The 25652-nt window shown below is 47.9% G+C and carries 21 protein-coding genes, 1 tRNA gene and 4 pseudogenes; 11 read left to right on the forward strand and 15 right to left on the reverse strand.

From position 1 onward, the window contains the following. Window positions 1-7 precede the first annotated feature (7 nt). The 3 genes from fadJ to AC07RN_RS09380 form a co-directional block, all read right to left on the reverse strand. Complete coding sequence (gene fadJ / locus AC07RN_RS09370; RefSeq protein ID WP_478336192.1) at window positions 8-2155, reverse strand: fatty acid oxidation complex subunit alpha FadJ; 2148 nt, start codon at window positions 2153-2155, stop codon at window positions 8-10. After that, the gene (gene fadI, locus AC07RN_RS09375; RefSeq protein ID WP_478336193.1) at window positions 2155-3465 is read right to left on the reverse strand and encodes an acetyl-CoA C-acyltransferase FadI; all 1311 of its coding nucleotides are present in this window, start codon (window positions 3463-3465) and stop codon (window positions 2155-2157) included. The genes fadJ and fadI overlap by 1 nt, the downstream gene beginning before the upstream one ends. Before the next feature lie 163 nt (window positions 3466-3628). Next, on the reverse strand, window positions 3629-3913 hold the full coding sequence (locus tag AC07RN_RS09380) for a YfcZ/YiiS family protein (protein ID WP_015959881.1): 285 nt from the start codon (window positions 3911-3913) through the stop codon (window positions 3629-3631). Between the two features lie 372 nt (window positions 3914-4285). Here AC07RN_RS09380 and fadL point away from each other — a divergent pair, with 372 nt between their 5' ends. Then, window positions 4286-5608 (forward strand): long-chain fatty acid transporter FadL, encoded by a 1323-nt coding sequence (fadL, locus tag AC07RN_RS09385; protein WP_407437985.1) that lies wholly within the window; start codon window positions 4286-4288, stop codon window positions 5606-5608. Between the two features lie 46 nt (window positions 5609-5654). Here fadL and mlaA read toward each other — a convergent pair whose 3' ends face one another. After that, window positions 5655-6407 carry a phospholipid-binding lipoprotein MlaA gene (gene mlaA, locus AC07RN_RS09390; RefSeq protein WP_478336194.1) on the reverse strand — a complete coding sequence of 251 codons (753 nt, stop codon included), beginning with the start codon at window positions 6405-6407 and terminating at the stop codon, window positions 5655-5657. 315 nt (window positions 6408-6722) lie between these two features. Between mlaA and AC07RN_RS09395 the strand changes: the two genes are divergently transcribed. The 3 genes from AC07RN_RS09395 to AC07RN_RS09405 all read left to right on the forward strand — a co-directional run bounded on the left by AC07RN_RS09395 (window position 6723) and on the right by AC07RN_RS09405 (window position 9147). Beyond that, complete coding sequence (locus AC07RN_RS09395; RefSeq protein ID WP_478336195.1) at window positions 6723-7664, forward strand: formate/nitrite transporter family protein; 942 nt, start codon at window positions 6723-6725, stop codon at window positions 7662-7664. 75 nt (window positions 7665-7739) lie between these two features. Next, a tRNA-Arg gene (locus AC07RN_RS09400) sits at window positions 7740-7814 on the forward strand. A gap of 160 nt (window positions 7815-7974) precedes the next feature. Next, complete coding sequence (locus AC07RN_RS09405; protein ID WP_478336293.1) at window positions 7975-9147, forward strand: tyrosine-type recombinase/integrase; 1173 nt, start codon at window positions 7975-7977, stop codon at window positions 9145-9147. On the opposite strand, the gene AC07RN_RS09410 is transcribed toward AC07RN_RS09405, so the two are convergent. From AC07RN_RS09410 to tssB, 9 genes and pseudogenes are all read right to left on the reverse strand, one after another. Next, the gene (locus AC07RN_RS09410) at window positions 9128-10189 is read right to left on the reverse strand and encodes a retron Ec48 family effector membrane protein (protein WP_478336196.1); all 1062 of its coding nucleotides are present in this window, start codon (window positions 10187-10189) and stop codon (window positions 9128-9130) included. The two genes, AC07RN_RS09405 and AC07RN_RS09410, sit on opposite strands and share 20 nt — an antisense overlap. Next, complete coding sequence (locus tag AC07RN_RS09415) at window positions 10189-11373, reverse strand: reverse transcriptase family protein (RefSeq protein ID WP_478336197.1); 1185 nt, start codon at window positions 11371-11373, stop codon at window positions 10189-10191. Before AC07RN_RS09415 ends, AC07RN_RS09410 begins: the two co-directional genes overlap by 1 nt. A 725-nt stretch (window positions 11374-12098) precedes the next feature. Then, on the reverse strand, window positions 12099-12371 hold the full coding sequence (locus AC07RN_RS09420) for an Ogr/Delta-like zinc finger protein (RefSeq protein ID WP_478336198.1): 273 nt from the start codon (window positions 12369-12371) through the stop codon (window positions 12099-12101). 285 nt (window positions 12372-12656) lie between these two features. Further along, window positions 12657-13994, reverse strand: a pseudogene (locus AC07RN_RS09425) (DUF927 domain-containing protein); the annotation flags it as partial. Further along, window positions 13964-14806, reverse strand: a pseudogene (locus tag AC07RN_RS09430) (VasL domain-containing protein); the annotation flags it as partial. The pseudogenes AC07RN_RS09425 and AC07RN_RS09430, both read right to left, overlap by 31 nt. Beyond that, window positions 14784-15200, reverse strand: a pseudogene (locus tag AC07RN_RS09435) (type VI secretion system baseplate subunit TssG); the annotation flags it as partial. The pseudogenes AC07RN_RS09430 and AC07RN_RS09435, both read right to left, overlap by 23 nt. Then, window positions 15164-15604: a type VI secretion system baseplate subunit TssF gene (locus AC07RN_RS09440; RefSeq protein WP_478336294.1), complete on the reverse strand. Its 441-nt coding sequence runs from the start codon at window positions 15602-15604 to the stop codon at window positions 15164-15166. The pseudogene AC07RN_RS09435 and the gene AC07RN_RS09440, both read right to left, overlap by 37 nt. A gap of 6 nt (window positions 15605-15610) precedes the next feature. Continuing rightward, window positions 15611-16642: pseudogene (tssC, locus tag AC07RN_RS09445) on the reverse strand (type VI secretion system contractile sheath large subunit); the annotation flags it as partial. A 34-nt stretch (window positions 16643-16676) separates the two neighbouring features. Beyond that, window positions 16677-17174 carry a type VI secretion system contractile sheath small subunit gene (tssB, locus tag AC07RN_RS09450; protein WP_478336199.1) on the reverse strand — a complete coding sequence of 166 codons (498 nt, stop codon included), beginning with the start codon at window positions 17172-17174 and terminating at the stop codon, window positions 16677-16679. A 571-nt stretch (window positions 17175-17745) separates the two neighbouring features. On the opposite strand from tssB, the gene AC07RN_RS09455 reads away from it, so the two are divergent. The 5 genes from AC07RN_RS09455 (at window position 17746) to ypdK (ending at window position 20469) form a co-directional block, all read left to right on the forward strand. After that, a complete protein-coding gene (locus tag AC07RN_RS09455; RefSeq protein WP_478336200.1) occupies window positions 17746-17919 on the forward strand; it encodes a hypothetical protein in 174 nt (57 codons plus the stop codon). 345 nt (window positions 17920-18264) lie between these two features. Then, on the forward strand, window positions 18265-18528 hold the full coding sequence (locus AC07RN_RS09460) for a hypothetical protein (RefSeq protein WP_478336201.1): 264 nt from the start codon (window positions 18265-18267) through the stop codon (window positions 18526-18528). A gap of 279 nt (window positions 18529-18807) precedes the next feature. Continuing rightward, the gene (locus tag AC07RN_RS09465; RefSeq protein WP_478336202.1) at window positions 18808-18966 is read left to right on the forward strand and encodes a hypothetical protein; all 159 of its coding nucleotides are present in this window, start codon (window positions 18808-18810) and stop codon (window positions 18964-18966) included. A 155-nt stretch (window positions 18967-19121) separates the two neighbouring features. Next, window positions 19122-20042, forward strand: coding sequence for a kdo(2)-lipid IV(A) palmitoleoyltransferase (lpxP, locus tag AC07RN_RS09470; protein WP_478336295.1), 921 nt, complete (start codon window positions 19122-19124; stop codon window positions 20040-20042). Window positions 20043-20397: 355 nt separating this feature from the next. Beyond that, the gene (ypdK, locus tag AC07RN_RS09475; RefSeq protein WP_106379800.1) at window positions 20398-20469 is read left to right on the forward strand and encodes a membrane protein YpdK; all 72 of its coding nucleotides are present in this window, start codon (window positions 20398-20400) and stop codon (window positions 20467-20469) included. Between the two features lie 62 nt (window positions 20470-20531). On the opposite strand, the gene alaC is transcribed toward ypdK, so the two are convergent. After that, window positions 20532-21767 carry an alanine transaminase gene (gene alaC, locus AC07RN_RS09480; protein ID WP_015959915.1) on the reverse strand — a complete coding sequence of 412 codons (1236 nt, stop codon included), beginning with the start codon at window positions 21765-21767 and terminating at the stop codon, window positions 20532-20534. A 385-nt stretch (window positions 21768-22152) separates the two neighbouring features. Here alaC and AC07RN_RS09485 point away from each other — a divergent pair, with 385 nt between their 5' ends. Both AC07RN_RS09485 and AC07RN_RS09490 read left to right on the forward strand, forming a co-directional pair. Continuing rightward, window positions 22153-23850, forward strand: a complete 1698-nt coding sequence (locus AC07RN_RS09485) for a sensor histidine kinase (RefSeq protein ID WP_015959916.1) — start codon at window positions 22153-22155, stop codon at window positions 23848-23850. Window positions 23851-23864: 14 nt separating this feature from the next. Next, window positions 23865-24602 carry a LytR/AlgR family response regulator transcription factor gene (locus AC07RN_RS09490; protein ID WP_478336203.1) on the forward strand — a complete coding sequence of 246 codons (738 nt, stop codon included), beginning with the start codon at window positions 23865-23867 and terminating at the stop codon, window positions 24600-24602. 35 nt (window positions 24603-24637) lie between these two features. Here the strand turns inward: AC07RN_RS09490 and glk are convergent, their stop codons facing one another. Next, entirely contained in the window at window positions 24638-25603 is a 966-nt protein-coding gene (gene glk, locus AC07RN_RS09495) for a glucokinase (RefSeq protein ID WP_015959918.1), read from the reverse strand. Window positions 25604-25652 lie beyond the last annotated feature (49 nt).

Here is a 25652-nt window from a genome sequence, read left to right on the forward strand (position 1 = left end):
TTTGACCCTAATTTATGGGGTCAGTTTCCTGTGCTGGCCAAAAACGCAGGTCATTTTCTGCCATCTGCTTTAATGTCTCGCAGGGTGTAAATCGAGAGCCATAAAGCGATGCCAGACGCTGCAATGTCGCCACAACCTCACCCGCGCCCAGACTATCCATATAGCGGAACGGGCCACCCAGAAAAGGTGGAAAGCCAATGCCAAATACGGCGCCGATATCACCGTCGCGCGCGTTTTTAATCACTTTTTCATCAAAGCAACGCGCCGCTTCGTTAAGCATCATCATAACGCAGCGTTCAGCGCACTGTTGCGCGGTGAGTTTGCCCTGGCCGCTGGCATTGATAAGCCCATAAACCGAGGGGTCGACCTGTTTCTTGCTTTTACGCCCTTTTGCGGCGTAAAGATAGAAACCCCGACCATTTTTTCTGCCTTTGCGATCGTCATTCAAAATCGCTGAAACAACATTCGCAGGTGGACTAAAGCGCTCACCGTAAGCAGCTTCAAGCACAGGTATAATTTTAGTGCCTGTATCTATTCCGACCTCATCCAAAAGTTGGATTGGTCCAACCGGGAACCCAAACTTCACCAGCGCATCATCAACATTTTCAACTTTTTCGCCTTCGGTCAGCAGTCGCATGGCTTCATTGATATACGGCGCAAGAATTCGATTGACGTAAAAGCCCGCATTATCTGCCACCACTATCGGCGTTTTTCCTTGCCGCTTAGCGAGCTTAACCACGGTTGCCACGGTTTGTGCGCTGGTCGACTCGTGAGGAATCACTTCTACCAGCGGCATTTTTTCAACCGGGCTAAAGAAGTGCAAACCAATTACCTGTTCTGGTCGCGCCGCATTCGCAGCGATATCACTTATTGGCAAAGATGACGTATTCGATGCAAAAATCGTGTGCGGCGCGCAGTACTGCTCAACATCGGCCACCATCTGTTGCTTAAGCTGCAGATCTTCAAACACCGCCTCAATAACTACGTCACGATGCTTGAAACCGCTAAAGTCTGTGGTACCCGAAATCAGCGCCAGCGCTCGGTCTCGTTCACTGGCTTTGATATGGCGGCGTTTCACCTTTTGATCAAGCAACTGCCAGCTGTATTGCAGCGCATGGTTGATGCCTTTCGCGTTGATATCTTTGATACGAACGGGCAATTTGCCTTTACTGGCGGTGACAAAAGAGATGCCTCCGCCCATTAATCCGCCGCCCAAAACGCCAATCGCATTCAGCGGACCGGGAGCGGCCTCGCTGCCGGGATCTTTTTTGACTTCGGTGCTGGCAAAAAAGATGCTGCGGAGTGCCTGCGATTGGGGGGTCATCGCTAATTCACCAAAGGCTTTGGCTTCAGCGGCGTAACCGCTGCTGCTTCCCTGTGACAGACCCGTTTCGATAACGTCAAGAATACGTTTCGTCGCCGGATAGTTGCCTTTGGTTTTTTGTTCGGTTTTCTTGCCAACCCGATTAAACAGCAGCGCGCGGCCAAGCGGCCCCGCCAGGATACGCTCGCGTACGGGTAAATGACGGCTCGCCTGCCGCTCTTTTTGCGCCAGCTCAACGGCCGCCGTCATAAGAATAGAATGAGGAACCACTTCGTCGACCAGACCGACTTTTAAGGCCTGACGCGGACGGAGCTGTTTACCGGTGAGAATCATTTCCAGAGCAGTGCTTACACCCACCAGCCGTGGTAATCGTTGCGTGCCGCCTGAGCCTGGCAATAAACCAAGCTGCACTTCCGGCAGGCCAAGAACGGTTTTTGCATCATCCGTACAAACGCGGCTATGACACGCCAGCGCTAATTCGAGACCACCGCCAAGACAGGCTCCATGGATCGCGGCGATCACCGGGATAGATAAACCATGGATCTCCGCCATGATCTGCTGCCCTTGTCGTGCAAGCTCTTCAGCCTCTTGCGCACTCTGAGCGCGGGCAATCATGTTGATATCCGCCCCAGCGATAAAGTTGTCAGATTTGGCGGAAATGAAGATCAGCCCGCAGATGTTTTTGTTGTCGCGGACCTGCTTCAAAATACTGCGCACCTGAACGCCAAACTCAGCTTTCAGGGTATTCATTTTCTCGCCCGGTACGTCGATAGTGACAACCGCGATATTGTCCAGACGCACGTTCAATGTAAATGCGGAATTCGTTTCCATTATTCAGCCTCCAGAACCATCGCCGCACCCAAACCACCCGCCGCACACGCGGTGACCAGACCAAATCCTCCGCCGCGACGGCGAAGTTCGTGCAGCGTTTGCGTAATCATGCGTGCACCGGTAGCCGCAAAGGGGTGTCCATAGGCAATCGAGCCGCCCAGGACGTTAAATTTGCTCTCATCCACTTCGCCCGTAGCATGTGCCCGGCCCAGAACATCGCGCGCAAAGCGTTCGCTGCCCAGCAATTGAAGATTCGCCAGCGTCTGCGCGGCAAAGGCTTCGTGCATATCAATGAGTGTTAAATCCGACAGTGTTAACCCGGCACGCTCGAGTGCCAGCGGTGTCGACCATGCAGGCCCCAACAGCATATCCTGCCAGACATCGATGGCGGTAAACGCATAGCTGCGCAGATAGCCCAGTGGAACCAGACCCAGCTCTTTCGCCCGTGATTCAGTCATCAGGATCACCGCCGCCGCGCCGTCGGTCAGCGGAGTACTGTTTGCTGCCGTAACGGTGCCATGTTTACGATCGAACGCCGGGCGTAATTTTGCATAATCCGCCAGCGTCGAGGTGCCACGAATATTATTATCTTCGGAAAGGGGTTCGCGGAAGGGTGGGATATACGCCGTCATCACCTCGTCCCTCAGTTTCCCTTCCGACCAGGCCAGCGCAGCGCGCTGATGTGAACGATGCGCCAGGGCATCTTGCTGTTCGCGCGTGATACCGTACGTTTTCGCCATTTGCTCGGCGGTGTCCCCCATGCGCAGGCCCGTCGAATATTCCGCGACGGCGGGAGGAACAGGCGCGAGATCGCGCAAACGCAGTTGAGAGAACAGTTTGAGGCGCTGCCCCATTGTGCGCGCTTTATTGACGTCAACCAGCACACGCGCCAGTTTCTTACTAACACCGATCGGCAAAACGGAAGAAGAGTCTGCGCCACCCGCAATACCGGCGCGTATGGTTCCCGTCATCAGGCTTTCAGCGACGTTCGCCACAGCCTGGAAGCTGGTCGCACAGGCACGGCTGACGCTATAAGCGTCGGTATGCACATTCATACCGGTCCCCAGCACAATTTCACGGGCGATATTCGGCGCTTCAGGCATCTGGACAACCTGGCCAAAAACCAGTTGTTCGATGACATCAGGGGATATTTCGCTGCGAGCCAGCATCTCCCCCACCACCATTTTTCCCAAATCGACAGCCGGTATTCCATGAAATGCCGTCGCCTGGCGTGCAAATGGCGTACGCAATCCGCTGACAATGGCGATGCGATCGCCCTGACGGGTGACAAGCGGTAATGCCTGACTCATAACACTCCCCTGTAAATGACAAAAACGCACAAAGTGGTCTGACCTGATAACAGTCTTAACCATTTTTTTACATTCAGCCAATCAGGGAAACGAAAAAGTGCGAGCTAAAACACAGAGAAGAAAAAGAAAACGCCCCTGAAGCACAGAGGCGTAAAAGACGGGATTAACGTAAACCGAGCTGGAAAATCAATGTTTCTGCTTCACAAGCAAAAATGAAATCGATATCCAGTTTCACACCACCTTCAACTTCAGTGAGCGTGGATTTGATTTCGCAAGGGTCGGACTCCACATCGCGAGCGCGCTTAGTCAATGCGCTCAGTGTCTCTTCGGCGTCCGCACGTTTGCTAAACACGCGGCTGTAAGACGCGGTGCAATCCGTATTGTCCATGATGGTACCGACATCCATACAGCAGCAAACCGGGGTTTCATCAGCACTGCATTTACTCATAGCTCAAGTTCCTCTGGATTCGCGCACGGCGCGAGATAAACACGTTAGCGATATTTTACCCCCGAGCCGATGGTCTCTCCAGTCGTTAATGGCGCAAAAGGAGGTAAGTGACCGATATCACACTAAAAAATGATCTAGCGCAAAAATCACCCTTTTCCATGAGTGCGACGGCTCGCATTTTTGCCACACAGATCCCGTTTCGATAAACATCTTTGAAAAACTTAATAAACAAACTTGCAACATTCCATCTGGTCAGACCTATACTCTCGCCACTGGTCTGATTTCTAAGTGTTACCGCAGACCCTACACTCCGCGCTCCTGTTACTACGTGTAACAATTATTGAATAAAAAAAACTCAATGAGGTTATGGTCATGAGCCAGAAAACCCTGTTCAAAAAGACTGCGCTGGCAGTCGCAGTGGCAATCGTATCAACGTCCGCCTGGTCAGCGGGCTTCCAGCTCAACGAATTTTCTTCCTCTGGTCTTGGCCGCGCCTATTCTGGCGAAGGCGCTATCGCAGATGATGCAGGCAACGTGAGCCGTAACCCGGCGCTGATCACGATGTTTGATCGTCCGACTTTTTCTGCCGGGGCCGTTTTTGTTGATCCCGATGTGAACATTTCTGGCCGTTCCCCAACGGGTCGGAGCCTTAACGCACAAAACATTGCACCGACCGCATGGGTGCCAAACCTGCATTTCGTTGCACCAATCAATGACCAGTTTGGCTGGGGTGCATCCGTCACCTCTAACTATGGCCTGGCGACTGAATTTAACAATAATTACGCTGCCGGCGCGTACGGCGGTACCACCGATCTTGAAACGTTGAACCTTAACCTGAGCGGTGCATATCGCCTGGATAGCCACTGGAGCTTCGGCGTTGGCTTTGATGCTGTTTACGCGAAAGCGAAAATTGAGCGTTACGCGGGTGACTTAGGTCAGATTGTTGCCGGATCCGGCATGCTGCCTCCTGCACTTGCAGGCCAAGTGGCACAGATTCCTGGCGATACCCAGATTGCTTACCTGAAAGGTGATGAATGGGGCTTTGGCTGGAACGCGGGGATCCTGTATGAAATCGATAAAAACAACCGTTATGGCTTAACTTATCGCTCAGAAGTGAAAATCGACTTCGACGGCGACTATAAGAGCAGCCTGCCATCTGCGTATAACCAGATTTTGGGTAGCTTCGGCCTGCCTATGGGTACCGATGGCCGTACCACGGGCGGTTCTTTATCTCTGAACCTGCCTGAAATGTGGGAACTGTCGGGTTATAACCGTGTGGCGCCTCAGTGGGCAGTTCACTACAGCCTGACATACACCAGCTGGAGCCAGTTCCAGGAGCTGAAGGCGACTAACAGCAATGGCGACACGCTGTTCTATAAAGATGAAAGCTTCCGCGATGCTTACCGTATCGCCCTTGGTACCACCTATTATATGGATGATAACTGGACGTTCCGTACCGGTATCGCCTTTGATGATAGCCCGGTTCCGGCTGACAAGCGTTCAATCTCTATTCCGGATCAGGACCGCTTCTGGCTGAGCGCAGGCGCAACCTACGCATTCAACAAAGATGCGTCTATTGATGCAGGTGTGTCTTATATGCACGGACAGAAAGTTACCTTCCAGGAAGGCCCGTACGAATTCTCCTCCGAAGGGAAAGCCTGGTTGTACGGCATGAACTTCAACTACGCGTTCTAATTCGGCAGACATTAAAAAAGGTGAGCATTTGCTCACCTTTTTTTATTTATTCCGCATCAATCTCGGACAGTTCGTTTTCGATAGCTTTCGCATTCGGGTTATCTTCCGGCTTCAGCTTGCCACCGTTAGCGATGAAGTCATGATTCTGGAAGTAGGCTTCACGCACCATGATGTAAGGATCGGAAGACTGGCGCAGCAGGCCGTCTGAATCCAGCAGTTGCGCGCGCGTTTCGATACCTTCAACAGTCCATTTCCCAATCGACAGCGGCCACGTCAGCCATGACAGTACCGGATAAAGTGTATCGACCATATCGCCACCGTCATCACGCACGGTAAAGCTGCCGTAGAACGGCAAATGCATATACGGGCCATAGCCAACACCATAATTCCCGAGCGTACTACCAAAGCGGTGAGGCTGCTCACGCTGCAGTTTATGGTTAGACATCCCAGCCACATCGATAAAGCCGCCCATACCCAACAGGGTGTTCAGGAAGAAGCGAGTAAAATGAACCATCCCCTGATAGGGATCGCCTTGCAGGAAGAAGTTCACCATCACCGCGGGCTCTTCCAGGTTGCTGGTGAAATTGCTCAGTCCATTACGCGCAGGTTGCGGAACATAGTCGCGCCATGCAACAGCCACCGGACGAACCAGATACGGGTCCAGCACGTTGTAGTTGAAGCTATACATGGAGCGGTTGAATCCTTCTAAAGGATCGGAGCGCCCCGTTTGCTCGCCCGAACTGGCGCAGCCCACAAGCAGGCTTGTGCCCAGCGCAAGCGCCGACAGCCGAAGTTTCATTTATTTCTCCCTGTTAAGTATGGCTATCGTAGATTGCCATCCGTAACGGAGCGCATGACGCTCCTTTATAAACATGCAAGTGATTGTAACAGCACGTTTCTGGATGTCCACGCACACAGTGCCGGGTGATGATTACGCTCGCCCTGATCACAGCATAGCCTGACTTTGCCATTTCATTTTGTTGGCGATTTTAGCCTGTGACGTAACGTGATGTATCGCGTTTGTTGCCATTGTCAGAAAATAAGAGCATCCCGACGGGTAATATCCAAAAAAACGCTACGATTATACGGATGACAACGAAGTGAGACACTTTCTATGGACGATCTAAAAGAAGAAAAAATCGATGAACATTCGGATGAGCTTGAAGTTGAAAGCGAAGAAAAGCAACGCGGTAAAAAAATAGAAATCAATGAAGATCGCCTTCCCTCGCGAGCCATGGCTATTCACGAGCATATCCGCCAGGACGGCGAGAAAGAGCTTGAACGTGATGCCATGGCCCTGCTGTGGTCTGCGATTGCAGCAGGATTGTCGATGGGCGCGTCGCTGCTGGCGAAAGGTATTTTCCACGTGCAGCTAGAAGGTGTTCCCGGTGGTTTCCTGATTGAGAACCTGGGTTATACCTTTGGATTTGTCATCGTCATTATGGCGCGTCAACAGCTGTTTACGGAAAACACGGTGACGGCGGTTCTGCCGGTGATGCAAAGTCCGACGTGGGGTAATTTCGGGCTTTTGATGCGCCTGTGGGGGGTGGTGTTACTGGGGAATATTATTGGTACAGGAGTGGCGGCGTGGGCCTTTGAGTATATGCCCATATTTGATGAACCCACGCGCGACGCGTTCGTCAAAATTGGTATGGACGTCATGAAGAATACGCCTCTTGAGATGTTCTCCAACGCCATTATCTCAGGTTGGATTATTGCCACCATGGTCTGGATGTTCCCGTCTGCGGGATCCGCAAAAATTGTCGTGATTATCCTGATGACCTGGCTTATTGCACTGGCCGATACGACGCATATTGTGGTGGGAACGGTTGAGGTGTTGTACCTGGTTTTCAATGGCACGCAGCACTGGACCGACTTTTTCTGGCCCTTCGCACTGCCGACGCTGGCAGGAAATATCTGCGGCGGGACCTTTATTTTCGCCCTCTTAAGCCATGCCCAAATTCGCAATGATATGTCGACTAAACGTAAGGCGGAGTTAAAGGAAAAAGAAAAAGCTCGGCAAAACAACGACGAAAGTCCAAAAAAAGCTGATTAAATGGCGACTCTTTAAGCAGTCAGGCGGCATTGAGCTTAACGCATAGTGTAAATAACGCTATACTCGTGCCGCTTCGTCCCCTTAGTTAAATGGATATAACGAGCCCCTCCTAAGGGCTAGTTGCAGGTTCGATTCCTGCAGGGGACACCATTACCACATCTCATCAAGTCTAGTAAATTCCATAACTCACTGATTTAATTTGCAACCCTCTGCTATTCTTGTCCAAGAAAGTGCCATTATTTCTAATGGAATCAATCCGTCTTTGCGTATAACATTGTGTATAACTGAGTTCGATCTTTTTTCTATACACATGCTGCTATCTGACATCCAAATAAAACGCGCAAAACCAAAGGATAAGCCCTATACATTGAACGATGGCATGGGGTTATCACTTCTTATCGATACAGCAGGCAGCAAAGGCTGGCGCTATCGCTACCGCTTTGCAGGTAAGCCCAAGATGATTTCCTTCGGCGTATACGGTGATGTATCGCTTGCTCAGGCGCGTACTAAACGTGATGAAGCTCGTTCCATGCTGGCCAAAGGGATCAATCCTAGCGAGGCCAGAAAGGCAGAAAAAATTGCGTTACAGTTTGCACACGAAAACAGCTTTGAATCTGTAGCAAGAGAATGGCATAGCTCCAAAATGGCAACATGGTCAGAAGGATATGCGAAAGAGGTTCTCAACTGCATGGAAAAGGATATTTTTCCTTTTATCGGCCAGCGCCCAATCGAACAGATTGAACCGCTGGAGCTTCTCACAGTTCTGCAGAGAATTGAGAAACGAGGAGCACTTGAACAAACTAGTAAAATCCGGCGCCGCTGCGGTGAAGTGCTAAGATATGCAGTCGCTACCGGACGGGCTAAATATAACTTTGCTCCTGATCTAGCGATTGCACTTAACAAACCGACAAGGCAGCATTTCCCTTTCCTCACTGAAAATGAACTACCCACCTTTGTTAAAGCTCTGGAAAACTATCAAGGCAGCTTAGTAACCAAGTACGCAACACAGCTACTGATGCTCACAGGTGTGCGTACAATCGAACTGCGTGCCGCAGAATGGGTGGAATTTGATTTAGAAAATGCCTTATGGGAGATCCCCAAAGAGCGAATGAAAAAACGCCGTCCTCATCTAGTACCTTTATCTACTCAGGCGCTTAGTATTCTGGAAAAGCTTCAAGCAATTACCGGAAATTACAATCTCGTTTTTCCTGGGCGGAACGACGCCAGGAAACCAATCAGCGAAGCGAGTATCAACAAAGTGATAAAGCTACTGGGTTATCATGGTCGGTTAACTGGCCATGGTTTCAGGCATACCATGAGTACTATTTTGCATGAGCATGGTTTTGATAGCGCTTGGATTGAAATACAACTTGCGCATGTTGATAAAAACTCAATCAGGGGAACTTATAATCATGCGCAATATTTAGAACCACGAAGAAAAATGCTGACATATTATAACGATCTTATATATACGCTCGCTTGATACTCGCTAAATTACGTTCCATTTCGGTAAAGGTTAAGTTTATGCAGTCAATGAGCTCAAATACCTGCTCCTCAATGAGGATAAAATCATTTTTCGGCCCAGTACTAATCTTTATACCCAGATCACCAACTTTCTCTAATAATCTAACTTGATGATTTTTATATGAATACTTACCTCCAGGCTCAGTAACATCTTTATTTGCTGATGAAATTACATTTGCAATTTCATCAATTCTCAATTGATACAATGCAGATACTGTCACATCTCCTCTTTTTGAAAGAGGAAATATTAAACTGTACCATTTGTATATATTAACCTTGTCAGGGGAAATAAATTTACGCTTAGTGATTTCTGCATTCACATAATCTCTGAACATATTCAAATGCGAAATATGATTAGTAAGATTGCTATTTTTTACACCCGACTTATATGTCATCAATGCAATTCCAATACCCCCAATAGTGGTAATAAGGGTAATTAACCATGCAATTGATTGAAGAACAATTGAGATACTGTTAAACTTACTAAAAAAATAAGCAACGCACTTATCTGACAAACAGAACTCTCTAGCGTAAAGTTTCTCATTGTAAATTGTTACGTTTAAAATAAGAAAACTAAAAATAACACCAAATGTAAATATAGTAATGATAGTAAGTGCTAATATTTTAAGTTCTTTTTCTTTACCAAAATCACCCAATGGTATTTTATTAACTAGAAATAGGATAAAACCGAAAAACAATCTAATTTTAGTTTTCATCAAACGCATTAAATACGAAGGAATATTACTTATGAAATCATACACAGTATTAAAAAGACGTTTAACTCGGAGAGCAACTTTGTAAAACCTGAGTTTTAAATCCTTATTTCTTTTCTTCAAATTAAGAAGCAGCATTTCGCTTTCATTATTATTCCGTAAGATATCCCCAACAGACAAAAATATAAACTTTAAGCTAATTATTAACTCTTTGAGATCGTCATACAATAAAAAACAATTTTTCTTCAAAAACTCATAATTTATTTTTATTTTAGATAATGTACTCATTAATACTTAACCTTTAAAAGACGATCTTTAAATGCTTTCTCAATTAATAAAAAACCTGGGGTTCTTCTTAAAATAATTAAATTATATAATGTGAGATCATATTTTTTCTTGTAATACTCTTTATTTGAATTCCCACCTTTATAAGAGTTTTCTAAAAAATTAATCGCTCTATCTATTTTAACTATATCTCGCTTGGCAGCTTTTGGTTGAATCGCCTTCAACCTTAATGTTAATTCTTTATATTTATTGTGATTGACCCTGCCTAATTTATTTACACGACCAACACTTCTATTGTATTCAATCCTAAAGGCTATGCTTGTTATTGAGTTATTTTTCTTAGCCAGTTGCTCTAGGTTATGGACAGAAGCTCTTATACGGCCGACCTCTTCAGAAGGTAAGCGTGGTTCATTGAAAGAAATCCGCAAGCCATGAACCTTCAATGATTCAGTTGAAATATTGTGGACTTGCGTCTTTTCTTCATTTATTGGCAAGTCTTTACCAGCAAGCATATCTTTAATATGTTCTAAAATTTGATTCATATTATAATTAACTGACTTTGATGAAACCGTAATATCATCTACCAGTCTTGTATATACTAGTTTTTTTCTTTCTGCTCTTTTAACTACTTCAGTTTCGACATCAAAAAGACATAATGACGCTATATAGCTAGAGGTCAAAGCCCCTTGAACAATATTTTCTTCATAGCAGCATATATTAGTTAAGTATTCTAATGCATCCCCCTTGAATTTAAGTACTTTTGAGAATACATCGTGAACAATATCTCTGTGAATATTATCAAAGAAACTTTTAATATCAACCTTTAGTATAGTTTTGGCATTACAATGTTTCTGGGCACATGCAATATAATGTCTTTCAATCCCTTTTTTTTTCTCTTCTTTATTAGTAGGAACTGAACCGTACATAAAACCAGGCCAGACAATTAATTCTTTGAAAATTCTATTGTTAATTCTTTTTTGAATACGTCTAATTAACTGATGCGGATCATAAACATCTCGTAATTCACCATTAATTTTTTTAACTTGTTTTTTTTTGTATCTTTGTTGAGGAGACATTAAAATAGCAGTATTTAAATCTACCAAAGTAATATCTAAGCAAGAACTCAGCGATTGCAGTGATCTGAGAGATTGTACACCAGCTTTTTTAAAAGGTTTTTGGGCCGTCATGATATATTCCATGTCATGAAATCAAAATTACATCCGGCCTCCCTCATGCTCAAGAGGGCAATAAGAATAGGGATGCTTACATCAAAAGTTCTTAGCAACTGCCCCTATTCTCTGACCGGACGCAATTGAGGACGGCTACAGTCCCTTCGTCGCCGGCCAGGCTTTGTGGGGTAACCGTTCCAGCCCATGCTGTTGCATAGGCGCTCCCACATCTATCAATGTGAAAGCGGAAGCTAAGATACTGTAAACTTTGACTGCAGCAGGCAAACGGAACGTTTGCGCGATACCGATATTACCATCACTGGGACGACATTCAAGACATAACAAGAGGTTCTTTTCCTAAACTACCAAAAATATGACCACTTGAAGCAAAATCGCACTACACCGCACCCGCCTGCGGTTTTCAGATCATAAAAATTTTTCAGTTTGTTTTTTTTACAAATGATAGCGCCAAGCCGCACCAATTCTGGAGATGTACTGAGAGACAGCTAGTGAAAACGATGAAAAGAATTTCAGTTTTTTTCAGTTTTGAGGTACTGAGATTTTAGCGAAATCCCTATAAGTCATTGATAATAAATGGATAATATATTTTAGGTGAGACTTTTCAGGACTAAGGGCGAGAACATAAAATTGTAATGCGTTGAATTATATGTGTTTTATTCTTTAAGCGATTGAAATTTTATGAATCGAATCCGGGAACGTTAATGCCATTCCCGTCGATTCGTTTACCGGCTCTCGTCAGCCTCCAGCAAAAGTTCTAAAGCTCTTTGTCGCTCGTCAGGTGGTAAAGCATCCATCAGCTCTTTAACTCTTCCCTGGCCGTTTAAAGCGCTGGGGCTAATGGTGTGAGAAAAACAGATATTCATTACGAACGTATGCCCACACTCAACATTTGAACAGTAACAGTATACATCTGACAATTTAGGGTGTTTCCGGTTTGTCTTTCTCACCTTTGCCGCAGACATACACTCTGGGCAGTTAATTTTCAGCACTCGCATCGCTATTCCTCTTTTGCCAGCCAGAATAAGGGATTTGAATCCCTACCTCTTGTTCTGAACGTGTAACACTGGTAACACGTGTAACATCGTTGATTTAATTGAATTTAATCTGTTACCAGTGAGCTAAATAAAGAGGTAACGAGTGGTAACACACTGATTTTTGTTACCTCTGTTACCTCTGTTACCTCTGGCTATTTCTGACTGGTAACAGTGGCAAGCCTCGTCGTTACTGCCTGTTACCTCTGTTACCAGTGTTACCTCATAAAAATAAGACTCACGCGATTACTATTCGGGATCGGCTCTACCCAGTACTTGCGTATTAAACTGGTACACACGCTTAAGCCCTATTTCTGGTAGGCGAATGCTGTTTTGCGTTCTCCCGTCCTCCCCGGCTTTCAGCCAGCCCGCCTCAACACACAATCTGGCCACCTTTCGCGAATCGAACCCTTTACAAATTTCTTTCCAGCCAGATGGCAATACGTAGAAGGTCACTGTGGAATCTGTCACGTTGTCGCCCTTGTCCACTTTCCTGAACCCCATCATCGACAGTGGGCGGTTCTTGTCGTCGTGCCAGTCAGCAAAGCGGCTGAACTGGTTACGTGTCATATAATCCCTGACCTGCTCCAGTGCGGTTTTATCCTCCTGGTTCGCGGTGTGCCCACGATCAGCCATCCATGAGGCCAGACAACACTCAGCAGCCCTGAACGCCTCACCTTCAGGCCATCCGGTTATCCCGGCTTGTGTGGCCAATTCTCCTGCCATCGCAACCAGCGCAAAACGGGTAACGGCGCGCCCAACCTGATTTCCTGCATCCGCAGGGGTCAACCTACGGGTGTAGTCCTTCAGCAGCGCTTTCGCCTGGCTGGTCAGTTCCGGTAGATCAGCTGTCAGACAATGCAGCCAGTCGCGGAAGGGTGAGCCATGATGATGAATAACGGCATGTTCAAGATGCTCCGCCAGCGCTTTACCGCCACTAAAGCCGTGCAGCTCTTCAAATACACCATGCTTGCCCGAGTCACTTGGGATCTGGATCATGCGTACTTCAACCCCGGCGTAGGTTCGCTCTCCTGCATTGGCGGCGTGCTCGACTAGTGACAGCTCCCCCGTGGAAAGAAACAACAGATTCCAGCGGTTTGTTTCTCGTACCGAACCATCAGTTCTGGCGCGGGCTTTGCCTTGGCCGTTCGCCAGCATGTAGGCGATATTTCCCGCCTCTCTGCCATCCACCTCGCGGATTTCATCAAGCATCAGTGTGGCATCATTGCGGCGGCTGGCCGTTCCTTCCAGCGCGTTCCCGGTAGCACGCCATGTATGCCAGAAATCCGTACCACCGCACACCGAAGCAGCCACTTTCATGGTCGTGGTTTTACCGTCTGTAGACTCACCTTTTAGGTGATAACCGCCGCCGCCTATGCCAACCAGCTTCAAAAGCGGCGCGGCGAATGCCAGGCTTACGGCAAAGGCCAGTCGGGCATTATTGACGCAATAGCTGCCTATATTTTCCCGCCATTCTTCCGTGGTGCCATTAACACGAAAATCACGCCCCTGAACGCTGGACGTCTGGAGAATGACAGACTGTGACTCTCTGCCGATCACTTCATCCTGAAGAACATAAACGCCGCCACCAGAGCATACCGAGCGATAAGCTGTTTTAGATGCATCTCTGCCTGAGCCTTTGAAGCAGAGGGAAGTGGTTGCCCAGCAGGAGTTTGTGACAATACTCTCAGCCATTCTTCCGCTGGCATCGATTGGTTAAATGACTGCATGGCGGAAAAAACGACAGATTTCAGTTCGCTGACCGTCATGTATTTGCCTTTCTGCTCATCCAGCCCGTTCAAACGGTCACTCAGCTGTTGCAGCTTCGTCATTCCCAAATGCCAGCCATCAAGGTGGTCTGTCGGTAATGCGGCGGCATTAAGTTGTTGCCGCCACTGCTGTGCCAGAAGTTTTGCCTGCTCCGGCCACAGCACCTGAGATTGATCCACGAGCTGTCGACTCCTTGCAATATTCCAGTCAGGAGGCAACTTCTCCAGTCGGGCAATCTGCTGCTGTGTTTGTGCAATGACGGTTTGTGGTAACGGAGACTGCTGACGTAGAACATCCAATTGTGCGGGCGAGAGCGTCGCGGGGATCGGGGCCAGTGATGCAGCAAGCTGAATCTGTAAAGGGTCAGGCCGGGACAAATACTGCCAGGCCCATACCGTTACGATGCTGCTCACCAGCATGGTAACCATCCCAGCCGCGAATGATTTCCACTTTTTTACCGACGTGGGCATTGCTGCCAGTCCTTCCACCTTCGCCTGGGGTTCTGGCTGCGCAACGTAAACCCACTTCACGGTGCTATCTGACGCGATATTCTCTTCGAGCGGACTTGCTGTCACACCTTTCATCACCTTCGCAGGCAACCCGCTACGAGTATTTACGCCAGATGCGGTAAAATTGCGTCAGAATGCGGTGGCTGAAGATATCCAGAAAGCCCTGAAGCGCCTCGTGCCCTTCGCGGCGCTGGGTGATGTCATCCAGGTACGCCGTTGGTAAGGGGGAATCGACACCATACATCCCCATAAAAGTCGTGCGGATGTGCGGTGGCCTGCTGTCATCATCCTCGTCATATTCGACAGCCTTCAGCTCGCTCGCCGGGAAACCCATCCCCGGATGCGGCGCAAACCGCACCGGGTCATCTGCAGGATGGCTGGTCGAGCCGATCAGTGGCCTGCCCGGATTACGCTTCTCCAGCAGCTGGCATAACCGATAAAAGTTGATGCGGTGAAGGTCGGCTTCCAGCCGTGGGATCAGCCGGGAATGCGGCGGTTGTGCTTCTCTTCCCATTCCAGGCGCTCTCCGGTCGGTTGCAGGATGATAATCAGGCGGTTAAACAGGTAGATATCGGTGTAGAGCGCAAAGAAGCGGCTCAGCATCTCGCCGAACAGGCAGATATCTCCGCGCCCGGCAAAGCCGTGGCTGTCGAGCGTCACCTCAATCTGCACGCCGCGTACCAGGTAGCCCTGCTCAAAGCGCTCGGTTTCGCTGTGCTTCACGTCAATGATGGCTTCCAGGCGGCGGCGGTTCATCTCGCTGTCTGTCCATTCGTACAGTGCCAGGGTGCCACGCAGCACGTCGGCATTATCCATCATCGACAGGAATCCGCTGCCGAGATGACTCAGCACGCGCCAGTGGAAACGATCCTGCGCCGGGGGATAACAGGGCAGTGTCGGTGCACACAGGTTACGCACGGCGATGCTGCCCAGATCGTACAGATGAATAGGCAGATCCTTGACGGCACCACCAGCCTGCGGGCCACGAATTTGCACGCACCAACCATTGTTAATGAAGCTACGAACCATATTGGATGCAAAGGCGAACGACGCATTGGTCCAGAGATATTTATCATGCTCTGGGCCTTTCACTTCTTCGACATAGTTAAAACTGCGCACCGGCACGGTGTCCGGACCGTACGGCAGACGACCCAGTACACGTGGCATCACCAGACCGATATAACGGGAATCATCAGTATTGCGGAAGGATTTCCATTTGATGTATTCAGCGCGGTCAAAGTAGTTACCGATATCCTTGATGGCGGCCACATCCTCCATCGAATCCTTCAGGAAGAATTTCGGGCCGGCAGAGCCGATAAACGGCATATGCGCTGCGGCAGATACTTTGGAGATATTACGCAGCAGCGCCACGTCCTGTGCTGACGCATCAAATTCATACGCAGAAATCAACGCACCGATGGGTTCTCCGCCTGGGGTGTCGTACTCATCAATATAGGTATGTTTATACAGCCCGCTTTGAATAATTTCCGGCGCGTCCTCAAAGTCCTGTCGCAAAGACGCTTTCGACAGATCGAGCAGCTCAATTTTGACGTTCTGGCGAAAGTCAGTTTTATCCACCAGCGATTTCACACCGCGCCAAAGAGATTCGACAGCCTGAAAGTCGTCATGATGCATTACCGCATCCAGCTGACGACTGATTTGGTAATCAAGCTCCGCAATATGATGGTCAATCAGGTTTTTATCTAATTTTTCGACCTTTGAACCGGCTTTACTAAGGCATTCCAGAAACACCTGCATACCGGCGGTCAACCGCTCATCAGCAGTTGCATCAGACATGGCCTGTGCATCCTGCCAGATATCCAGCGCACTCAGTTCAGAAACCGGATTGAGATTGATTTTTTCAAACAGGGATGCATATACACCGCCTGATTCAGAACGTTCCAACACTAAAGTTTCACTGCCAGTCATATATTCATTTTTTACAGACATCAGCATTTTCTCTTCGTTAAACCGTTTAACATCATGACCATCAGACTTTTTTCGGTGCCAGAGCACTCAGTTCACTGCGCAGCTCACTGCTGAGTTGTGGGTCTAGCAGAATTTTTTCCAGCTCTTTACGGAAAGCCTGGTTATCGAGCAGATTGGCTTTGAGGTCTCGGAGAAGATTACGCATGGCAAGCATGGCTTTCAGTTGAGGGATCTGACGAGCGACCTGTTCCGGTGTGAAGTCTTTCATGTCCCGGAAGGTGAGATTTATGGCTTCTTCACTGCCGTCATGTGCAAGCGTGTTTTCAACTGAAAGCTTTATGGCTGGCGAAAATTCAGCAAGCACGCTGTCAAAGTTATTTTTATTTACATTGACCTTTTCGCGCTCCGAAACGGGACGCTGCTCTGTTCCGTTGCTGTAATCACCCACCAAAACAAGTTTTAGGGGTAATTCGACTTTTTTCTGTGCGCCGCCTGTATGCAAACTTAACTGGATATTGACGCGAGCCTTAGGGATCTCGGATTGATAGGAGTTAGACATAACTTTCCCTGTTCTATGGAATAGATAGAAACGGTCAATACTAGCTGGCAAATTAATAAGAAAAGCTTAGGCTATTAGAGCAGAAGATATTAACTCCATCGGACACTAATAGTACCCACAGTCAAGATCAGTCGCATTCCTTTTACCTGCAAGCATGACGCAATATTAAGACTTAATGCGAAATCAAAACGCGAATAAAGCCCTATCGAGATAAGTGTAAAAATATTCACGCGATGATGGGGAATTAAATGATGTAACATAACTTTACAGACCAAGGATTTCATTTAAATAAAAGCTCTCTTTTTTTATAAGTATTTCCTTATAATTTTACAACTGGCCCTATAAAATAAGGTACCGACAACATCACCAAATGATAAATAAAGACAATCAAGCAAAAATCCTAAAAATAAATATTTGAACTAAAATGACTATTTTCACAGTCAACAATATATAATTCATTTCCTTCATCAATAGAACAACAATTCATTTTTACCTGTTCTATGTATTGAATGAGTCATGTAACGTGATACCTGCCAATTACACCTTATCACCGCAAAAATGATTGCCAGGGATGCCAGAATTTTCAGAGGCTATCGAAGCATTCAATCGTCGTTTACTCGCCAAACAAAACGCTGCGTATAACTCCCCTGTATGGCAGAAAAAACCTGCTACCCTTACCGGCATCCATCAGGTGCGCGTTGCTAATTTACCAGCTCACTCATTCCCATCTGATGATTCCGGTTAAGTACGCATTCCACTCATGACAAAACAAGAAGATATGTCCTTCCGGAAATGCTGATCCTTTTCAAATTTAACTAAAATCAAATTTTACAACGAGCTTGTATCTCATTGAGTTATCGTTACAATATTACCTCTGCTGTATATCATCAGACCACAGCCTCGCTGTATACCTCGTCAACAAAGCCGCTGATTCAATCATGCTGATGGCACGTCCAGACTGTTCCTCGCAAAACTATCCTAAATGGAGACCTCTTTGAAAGTTTTACTCTTGCTAAGCCTTATAATATTCATAAACTCACCTTCATTTGCCGCTACCGCGATTCGGCTCTCCTGTTCGTTACGGAGCAGTGTGACCATCTCTCACTTCAAATATCAGCTCAGCACTATGAAATGGGACGATCGCTTTCAAATTGCCTCAGGTGTTAACCACGCTCGAACAAAAAACAATACGCCTTATGTGGTGACCCATTTCAGGAATGGCGATGATCTTGTAATCTTTGAGGACACGCAGCAGTATTTTTTACTGTATGCAGATAGCGATACGCCCGACCGGTGTTATTTGAAGGACACGTTCACCTACGATATTTTAGATCTCCCCCGCTTTCATAAATGAAAATCAGCTTCATGCTAATTTCGCGGTGCCTGTTGAATCAATTTATTCGGCAGGCCTCGCGCAGCAGGTTATCTGACCCTTTCGACGCATTACCACCACAAAGCCAATATGCATCTTTTTTGCTGTCAAATATCATCTTTTAAAATGGCCTTATTAGATGAAACCAGGAAATCCGCAGCCTCAGAGTGAATGATAATAAAGTAGAGTAACTATTTAATGCCGTTATTTCATGAGTCCGTTGGGTTATCCAAAATCCTATGAATCAGGATTAATATGATTATGGCTTCATTAGCAGAGTATTTAGACCCCATTCATCCTGTCCTTCTTAAGCAATATAAGTCGATGATGCAGTCGTACTCGCTGCGCTTTCAAGCCTGGAATTATCGTCACCATGTGCTTGCTTTTTCGGATAAAGTAGTCGTGGAACACGGTGTCTAACGATGCTACATTACGCAACCTACCTTACTTCGGCAGTGGTTATTGACTGCGTAAACATCGGTAAGGGCTGAAACTACTATCCTGAAATACGGTCTACACAAGCAGGTTGTAACGCGAAGTTTGCGCTACCTTCTCAGGCTTTATATAGGTTCACTATTTTGTCTCAATGCAAATTCCAGCGTGCATTTCTTCATCCACGTTACTGGTTAACGTGGTTTGGTCTTGGCCTACTTTGGCTACTGGTTCAATTACCTTATCCCGCTATTCGTGTTCTGGGCTCGCGGTTAGGGAGTGCATCCCGCCACTTCCTGAAACGACGTGAATCCATTGCGCGCAGGAATCTCGAACTCTGTTTCCCAAACGATACGCCCGCTCAGCGAGAAAAACTGATCAAGGAAAACTTCAAAGCCATTGGTATGGCGCTGCTGGAAACAGGTATCGCCTGGTTCTGGCCAGACGAGCGCGTGCGTAAATGGTTTGATGTTGAGGGCCTGGAGAATCTGAAAGAGGTGCAGGCGCAAAATCGCGGCGTGATGGTGATTGGCGTTCACTTTATGTCTTTAGAGCTGGGGGGGCGCGTGATGGGGTTGTGCCAACCGATGATGGCCACCTATCGTCCGCACAATAACTTGCTGATGGAATGGGTGCAGACGCGCGGTCGACTGCGGTCTAATAAAGCCATGATCAGCCGAAACAATTTGCGCGGTTTAGTCAGTGCACTCAAAAAAGGCGAAGCCGTCTGGTTCGCTCCTGACCAGGACTACGGCCGAAAAGGAAGCAGCTTTGCCCCGTTTTTTGCGATTGAAAATGTAGCTACAACTAACGGCACATTTGTGATTTCACGTCTGTCGGGCGCACCGATGTTGACGGTCACGATGATCAGGAAAGCGGATAACTCAGGTTATCGTCTCTTTATCTCCCCTGAGTTGAAAAATTATCCCCAGGATGAGACGGAAGCTGCCGCTTACATCAACAAAGTGATCGAGAAAGAAATCATGCGCGCCCCCGAACAATATTTGTGGGTCCATCGCCGCTTTAAAACCCGTCCAGTTGGCGAATCCTCTCTCTATAAGTAATCTCTTTAAAGGTTAGTTTCGCTGAGAAACTAACCTTTTCAATCACCTGCCATCACGCTCTCAATTGTTAATTATTTTCTTCGCTCAACGTCTATTTATTGCACGCTGAAATTAATCTGTCTCCGTTCCACGACACTCGTAAGTTACGGAAAGCATTTGAAAAAATGCCCCTTGTCACTCCTGATTTTTAGGCGTACATTAGCGCCGTCTGGCAACAGGAAGGCACAGAATTCTGAGCTGGAGTCGATGACATAGCGGGATAATTCTTATTTCCGATTGCGTCCGATTTCAACTCTCTATACTCAGTTGGACTTTGTTTTTTTAGGCGTATCAAAAGATGCGCGGAGCGACAAACGTGAAATATTTCTTTATGGGCATTTCGGTGATTGTATTTGTCTGGGCCGGAACCTTTGCCCTGATGATCTGAGCGAAGAACAACAGTTAAAAAAACAGGAGCCATTGGCTCCTGTTTTTTTTATGCGCGCTACGTTATTCAGATTCTGCTAGATTCTTTTTGTCTGACGGCAAAAGACCATCGGCCCGGAACATCCCTTTAATCCCTCTCACCGCCTGGCGTATACGATCGCTATTTTCGATGAGCGCAAAACGCACATGAGTATCGCCATAATCACCAAAGCCGATGCCCGGGGAAACGCAAACTTTTGCATCCTGCAGCAGTTTTTTAGCAAATTCCAGAGATCCCATGGCCGCATAGTGCTCGGGAATTTTGGCCCAGACGTACATCGAGGCTTTCGGCATGTCGACCATCCAGCCCGCTTCATGCAGCCCTTTCACCAGCACATCGCGGCGTCGTTTGTACTGCGCGGCGATGTCTTGCACACATTGCTGATCGCCTTCCAGCGCGGCAATCGCAGCCACCTGAAGCGGTGTGAAAGTACCGTAATCGTGATAGCTTTTGATTCGCGCCAGCGCGTTGACCAGCGTTTTATTGCCGACCATAAATCCAATACGCCACCCAGCCATGTTGTAGCTTTTCGACAGCGTAAAGAATTCAACCGCGACATCGCGCGCGCCGGGCACTTGCATAATTGAAGGCGCTTTCCAGCCGTCATACACGATATCGGCATACGCCAAATCATGCACCACCAGCACGTCATAACGCTTTGCCAGCGCCACCACTTTTTCAAAGAACTCTAGCTCGACGCATTGCGCCGTCGGATTCGACGGAAAGCCTAAAATCATCATCTTTGGCTTCGGGTAACTTTCCCGAATCGCACGTTCCAGTTCGTTAAAGAAATCTACACCTTCGACCAAGGGCACGGAGCGTACTTGCGCCCCGGCTATCACCGCACCGTAAATATGGATCGGATAGCTTGGATTCGGCACCAGCACGGTATCACCGTGATCCAGCGTCGCCAGCATCAGGTGTGCGAGCCCTTCTTTCGATCCGATCGTAACGATAGCTTCGCTTTCGGGATCGATATCAATCTGATAGCGATCCTGATACCAGCGAGAAATTGCACGCCGCAAGCGCGGAATCCCGCGCGACGTCGAGTAACCGTGAGTGTCCGGACGTTGAGCAACGGTACACAGTTTTTCGACGATATGCGGCGGCGTTGGGCCATCGGGATTACCCATGCTGAAATCGATAATGTCTTCGCCGCGCCGACGCGCAGCCATTTTCAGTTCAGCAGTGATATTAAAAACATAAGGGGGGAGACGATCGATACGCGTAAAACGGCGTTCAGGACTGAATTCAGCCATAGATTCCTCAGAGCCACGTTTGCGCCCGGACCGTCCGAGCGACGCTGCCACGTTTGTGGCATGCTTAGAAAATAGCCTGATTGAAAACCCGCTGTCGAGAGGAGAATGAAAAAATAAAATTAGATATAAAATGGGAACATTAATTGAGGGAAAACCGGAAGTATTGATGCCAAAAGAGATCAGAGATGCCATTTTGTTAACATCATGATATCAATGAACTTACAAACAGGCTTTCATTCAAAGCCAGAATCACTCCAGTCAATCAGAATCCGATAATCCCCTTTGTAAATTAAGGTTTTTCCTCATTTGCTAAAAAAGAGTGATGTCTGGTCATTCTGCGTCAGGTTTCCTATCATAGATTTTTCCCGTTTTCCCAGGTTGTCCCGTGCACGAAATATTCAATATGCTGCTGGCGGTATTTGATCGCGCTGCATTAATGCTGATTTGTCTGTTTTTCCTGATCCGCATCCGGCTTTTTCGCGAGCTTTTACATAAATCTGCACACTCGCCAAAAGAATTGCTGGCCGTCACCGCCATCTTCTCGATGTTTGCGCTTTTCAGCACCTGGTCCGGCGTACCGGTAGAAGGATCGCTGGTCAACGTGCGCATTATTGCCGTGATGTCCGGTGGTATCTTATTCGGCCCATGGGTGGGGATTATTACCGGCATTATTGCGGGGACGCACCGCTATCTCATCGATATCGGCGGCGTAACGGCAATTCCATGCTTTATCACCAGCATTATCGCGGGTGTCCTTTCCGGCTGGATTAACCGTAAGTTTCCCAAAAAACAGCACTGGAAAGCCGGTATTGTAGCGGGCATGGTGTGCGAAACGCTGACCATGATCCTGGTGGTTGCCTGGGCCCCTTCTACCGAACTTGGCCTGGATATTGTCTCGAAAATCGGTATTCCGATGATTCTGGGCAGCGTGTGTATTGGGTTTATCGTTTTGCTGGTGCAGAGCGTCGAAGGTGAAAAAGAGGCCAGCGCAGCGCGCCAGGCGAAACTTGCGCTGGATATTGCCAATAAAACGCTGCCGCTATTTCGTCATGTCAACGCAGAGTCGTTGCGGCAGGTGTGCGACATTATCCGCCGCGATATTCATGCTGATGCGGTGGCGATCACCAATATTGATCATGTGCTGGCCTATGTCGGTGTGGGCGAACATAACTATCGCGATAACGACGATGCCGTCAGCCCTACCACTCGCCAAGCCATAAACTACGGAAAAATCATCATTAAAAACAATGATGAGGCGCATCGTACTCCGGAGATCCACTCCATGCTAGTGATCCCGCTGTGGGAAAAAGGGATAGTTACCGGCACGCTTAAAATTTACTACTGTCACGCGCATCAAATCACCTCTTCACTGCAGGAGATGGCGATTGGCCTGTCGCAAATTATCTCTACGCAACTGGAAGTGTCTCGCGCCGAGCAGCTACGTGAAATGGCAAATAAGGCAGAACTGCGCGCCCTGCAAAGTAAAATTAATCCCCATTTCCTGTTCAACGCGCTGAATGCGATTTCGTCTTCTATTCGAATGAATCCAGATACCGCCCGTCAGCTGATTTATAATCTCTCGCGTTATTTGCGCTACAACATTGAGCTTAAGGACGACGAGCAAATTGATATCAAAAAAGAGCTGTATCAGATCAAGGACTACATCGCGATCGAACAGGCTCGTTTTGGCGATAAGCTGACGGTCATCTACGATATCGACGAAGAGGTGCACTGCGTCATCCCAAGCCTGTTGATTCAGCCGCTAGTTGAGAACGCGATTGTCCACGGCATCCAGCCATGCAAAGGCAAAGGCGTGGTGACAATTAGCGTGGCGGAATGTGGCAATCGCGTGCGCGTGGCGGTACGCGATACCGGAAACGGTATCGATCCTAACGTGATTGCGCGCGTGGAATCTAACGAAATGCCGGGCAATAAAATTGGCCTGTTGAATGTTCATCATCGCGTGAAATTACTTTACGGCGAAGGGCTGCATATTCGTCGTCTGGAACCCGGAACGGAAATCGCTTTTTATGTGCCTAATGAGCGCTTACCCGTTCATACGCAAACATTATTGTGGCCCTGAATGAGGAATGATGCATGAAAGTCATCATTGTTGAAGATGAGATCCTCGCCCAACAGGAGCTGAGCTGGCTGATAAAAGAGCACAGCAAAATGGAGATTGTCGGCACGTTTGAAGACGGACTGGATGTGTTGAAGTTTTTACAGCACAACAAAGTTGACGCCATTTTCCTGGATATCAACATTCCGTCACTGGACGGTGTGCTGCTGGCACAGAATATCAATCAGTTCGCCCATAAGCCGTTTATCGTTTTTGTCACTGCATGGAAAGAGCATGCCGTCGAAGCGTTCGAACTGGAAGCATTTGACTACATTCTCAAGCCTTATCAGGAATCACGCATTGTGAGCATGCTGCAAAAACTTGAAATGGCCTGGCAGCAGCAAAACCACTCTGCGGTGAGCGCAACCCCTGTCATCACCCGTGAAAACGACACGCTAAATCTGATTAAAGATGAGCGGATTATCGTCACGCCGATGGATGATCTTTATTATGCCGAAGCGCACGAAAAAATGACGTTTGTTTATACTCGTCGCGAATCTTTCGTGATGCCGATGAATATCACTGAATTTTGCGGCAAGCTGCCCGCGTCGCATTTTTTCCGCTGCCACCGTTCGTTTTGTGTGAATCTGAATAAAATCCGTGAGATCGAACCGTGGTTTAACAACACCTACATTTTACGGCTGAAGGATTTGGATTTTCAGGTGCCCGTGAGTCGGAGCAAGGTGAGGGAATTCAGACAGTTAATGCATTTGTAGGAGAATCCCCTCTCCGTACGGAGAGGGGATTAACATCAGAGATATTGGCCCAGCGTCTGGCGCAAATGCGCGCCGGAGCCCAGTAAACCTGGATTATCATGCACGATCAGATAAACCGGAATGTCCTGCACATAGGATTTAAAACGCCCTTTATCTTCAAACCCGCCACGGAAACCAGACGCTTTAAAGAACTCCAGGAAACGCGGCACAATGCCACCCGCGATGTAAACTCCGCCAAACGTGCCGAGATTTAACGCCAGATTGCCGCCAAAGCGTCCCATAATCACGCAGAACAGTGACAGCGCGCGACGACAGTCCGTGCAGCTGTCCGCCAGTGCGCGCTCGGTAATGTCTTTGGGTTGTAAGTTTTCCGGCAAGCGATTATCGGATTTCACAATCGCGCGATAAAGATAAACCAGCCCAGGGCCGGACAGCACGCGCTCGGCAGAAACGTGGCCCAGTTCGGCGCGCAGTTCATGCAGAATGATGCCTTCCTCTTCGCTGTTCGGCGCGAAATCAACGTGGCCGCCCTCGCCCGGCAAACTGATCCAGCGTTTATCGACGTGAACCAGATGTGAAACACCCAGTCCCGTACCCGCGCCATAAACGGCAATCGGCTTGCCTTCGACCGGTTCCGCGCCACCAAACTGAATAAGATGTTCAGGTTTGAGCATTGGGATCGCCATCGAAACGGCTGTAAAGTCGTTGATGATTTCCAGATGCGCGAAGCCGAGATTTTTTTTCATTTCGGCAATAGAAAATGCCCAGGTGTGATTCGTCATCGCCACCCAGTCACCGGTAATCGGACAGGCGATAGCGATACAACCATCCTCGACACCGACCTGATGCTCATCCAGATACACGCGAACCACCGCTTCAAGACTTGGGTAATCCAGCCCGGAATAGGTCTTTGCTTGAGAAATTTCGCCGGTATCAATATCGCATAATGCCAGCCGCGCATTCGTGCCGCCTACATCACCTACTAAAGCATATTTTGTCATTCTTCTACTGCTCCGCTAAAGTCAGAATAAATCTTTGGGACACTGTAAA

It is taken from the genome of Lelliottia sp. GFLA7, from assembly GCF_056490165.1.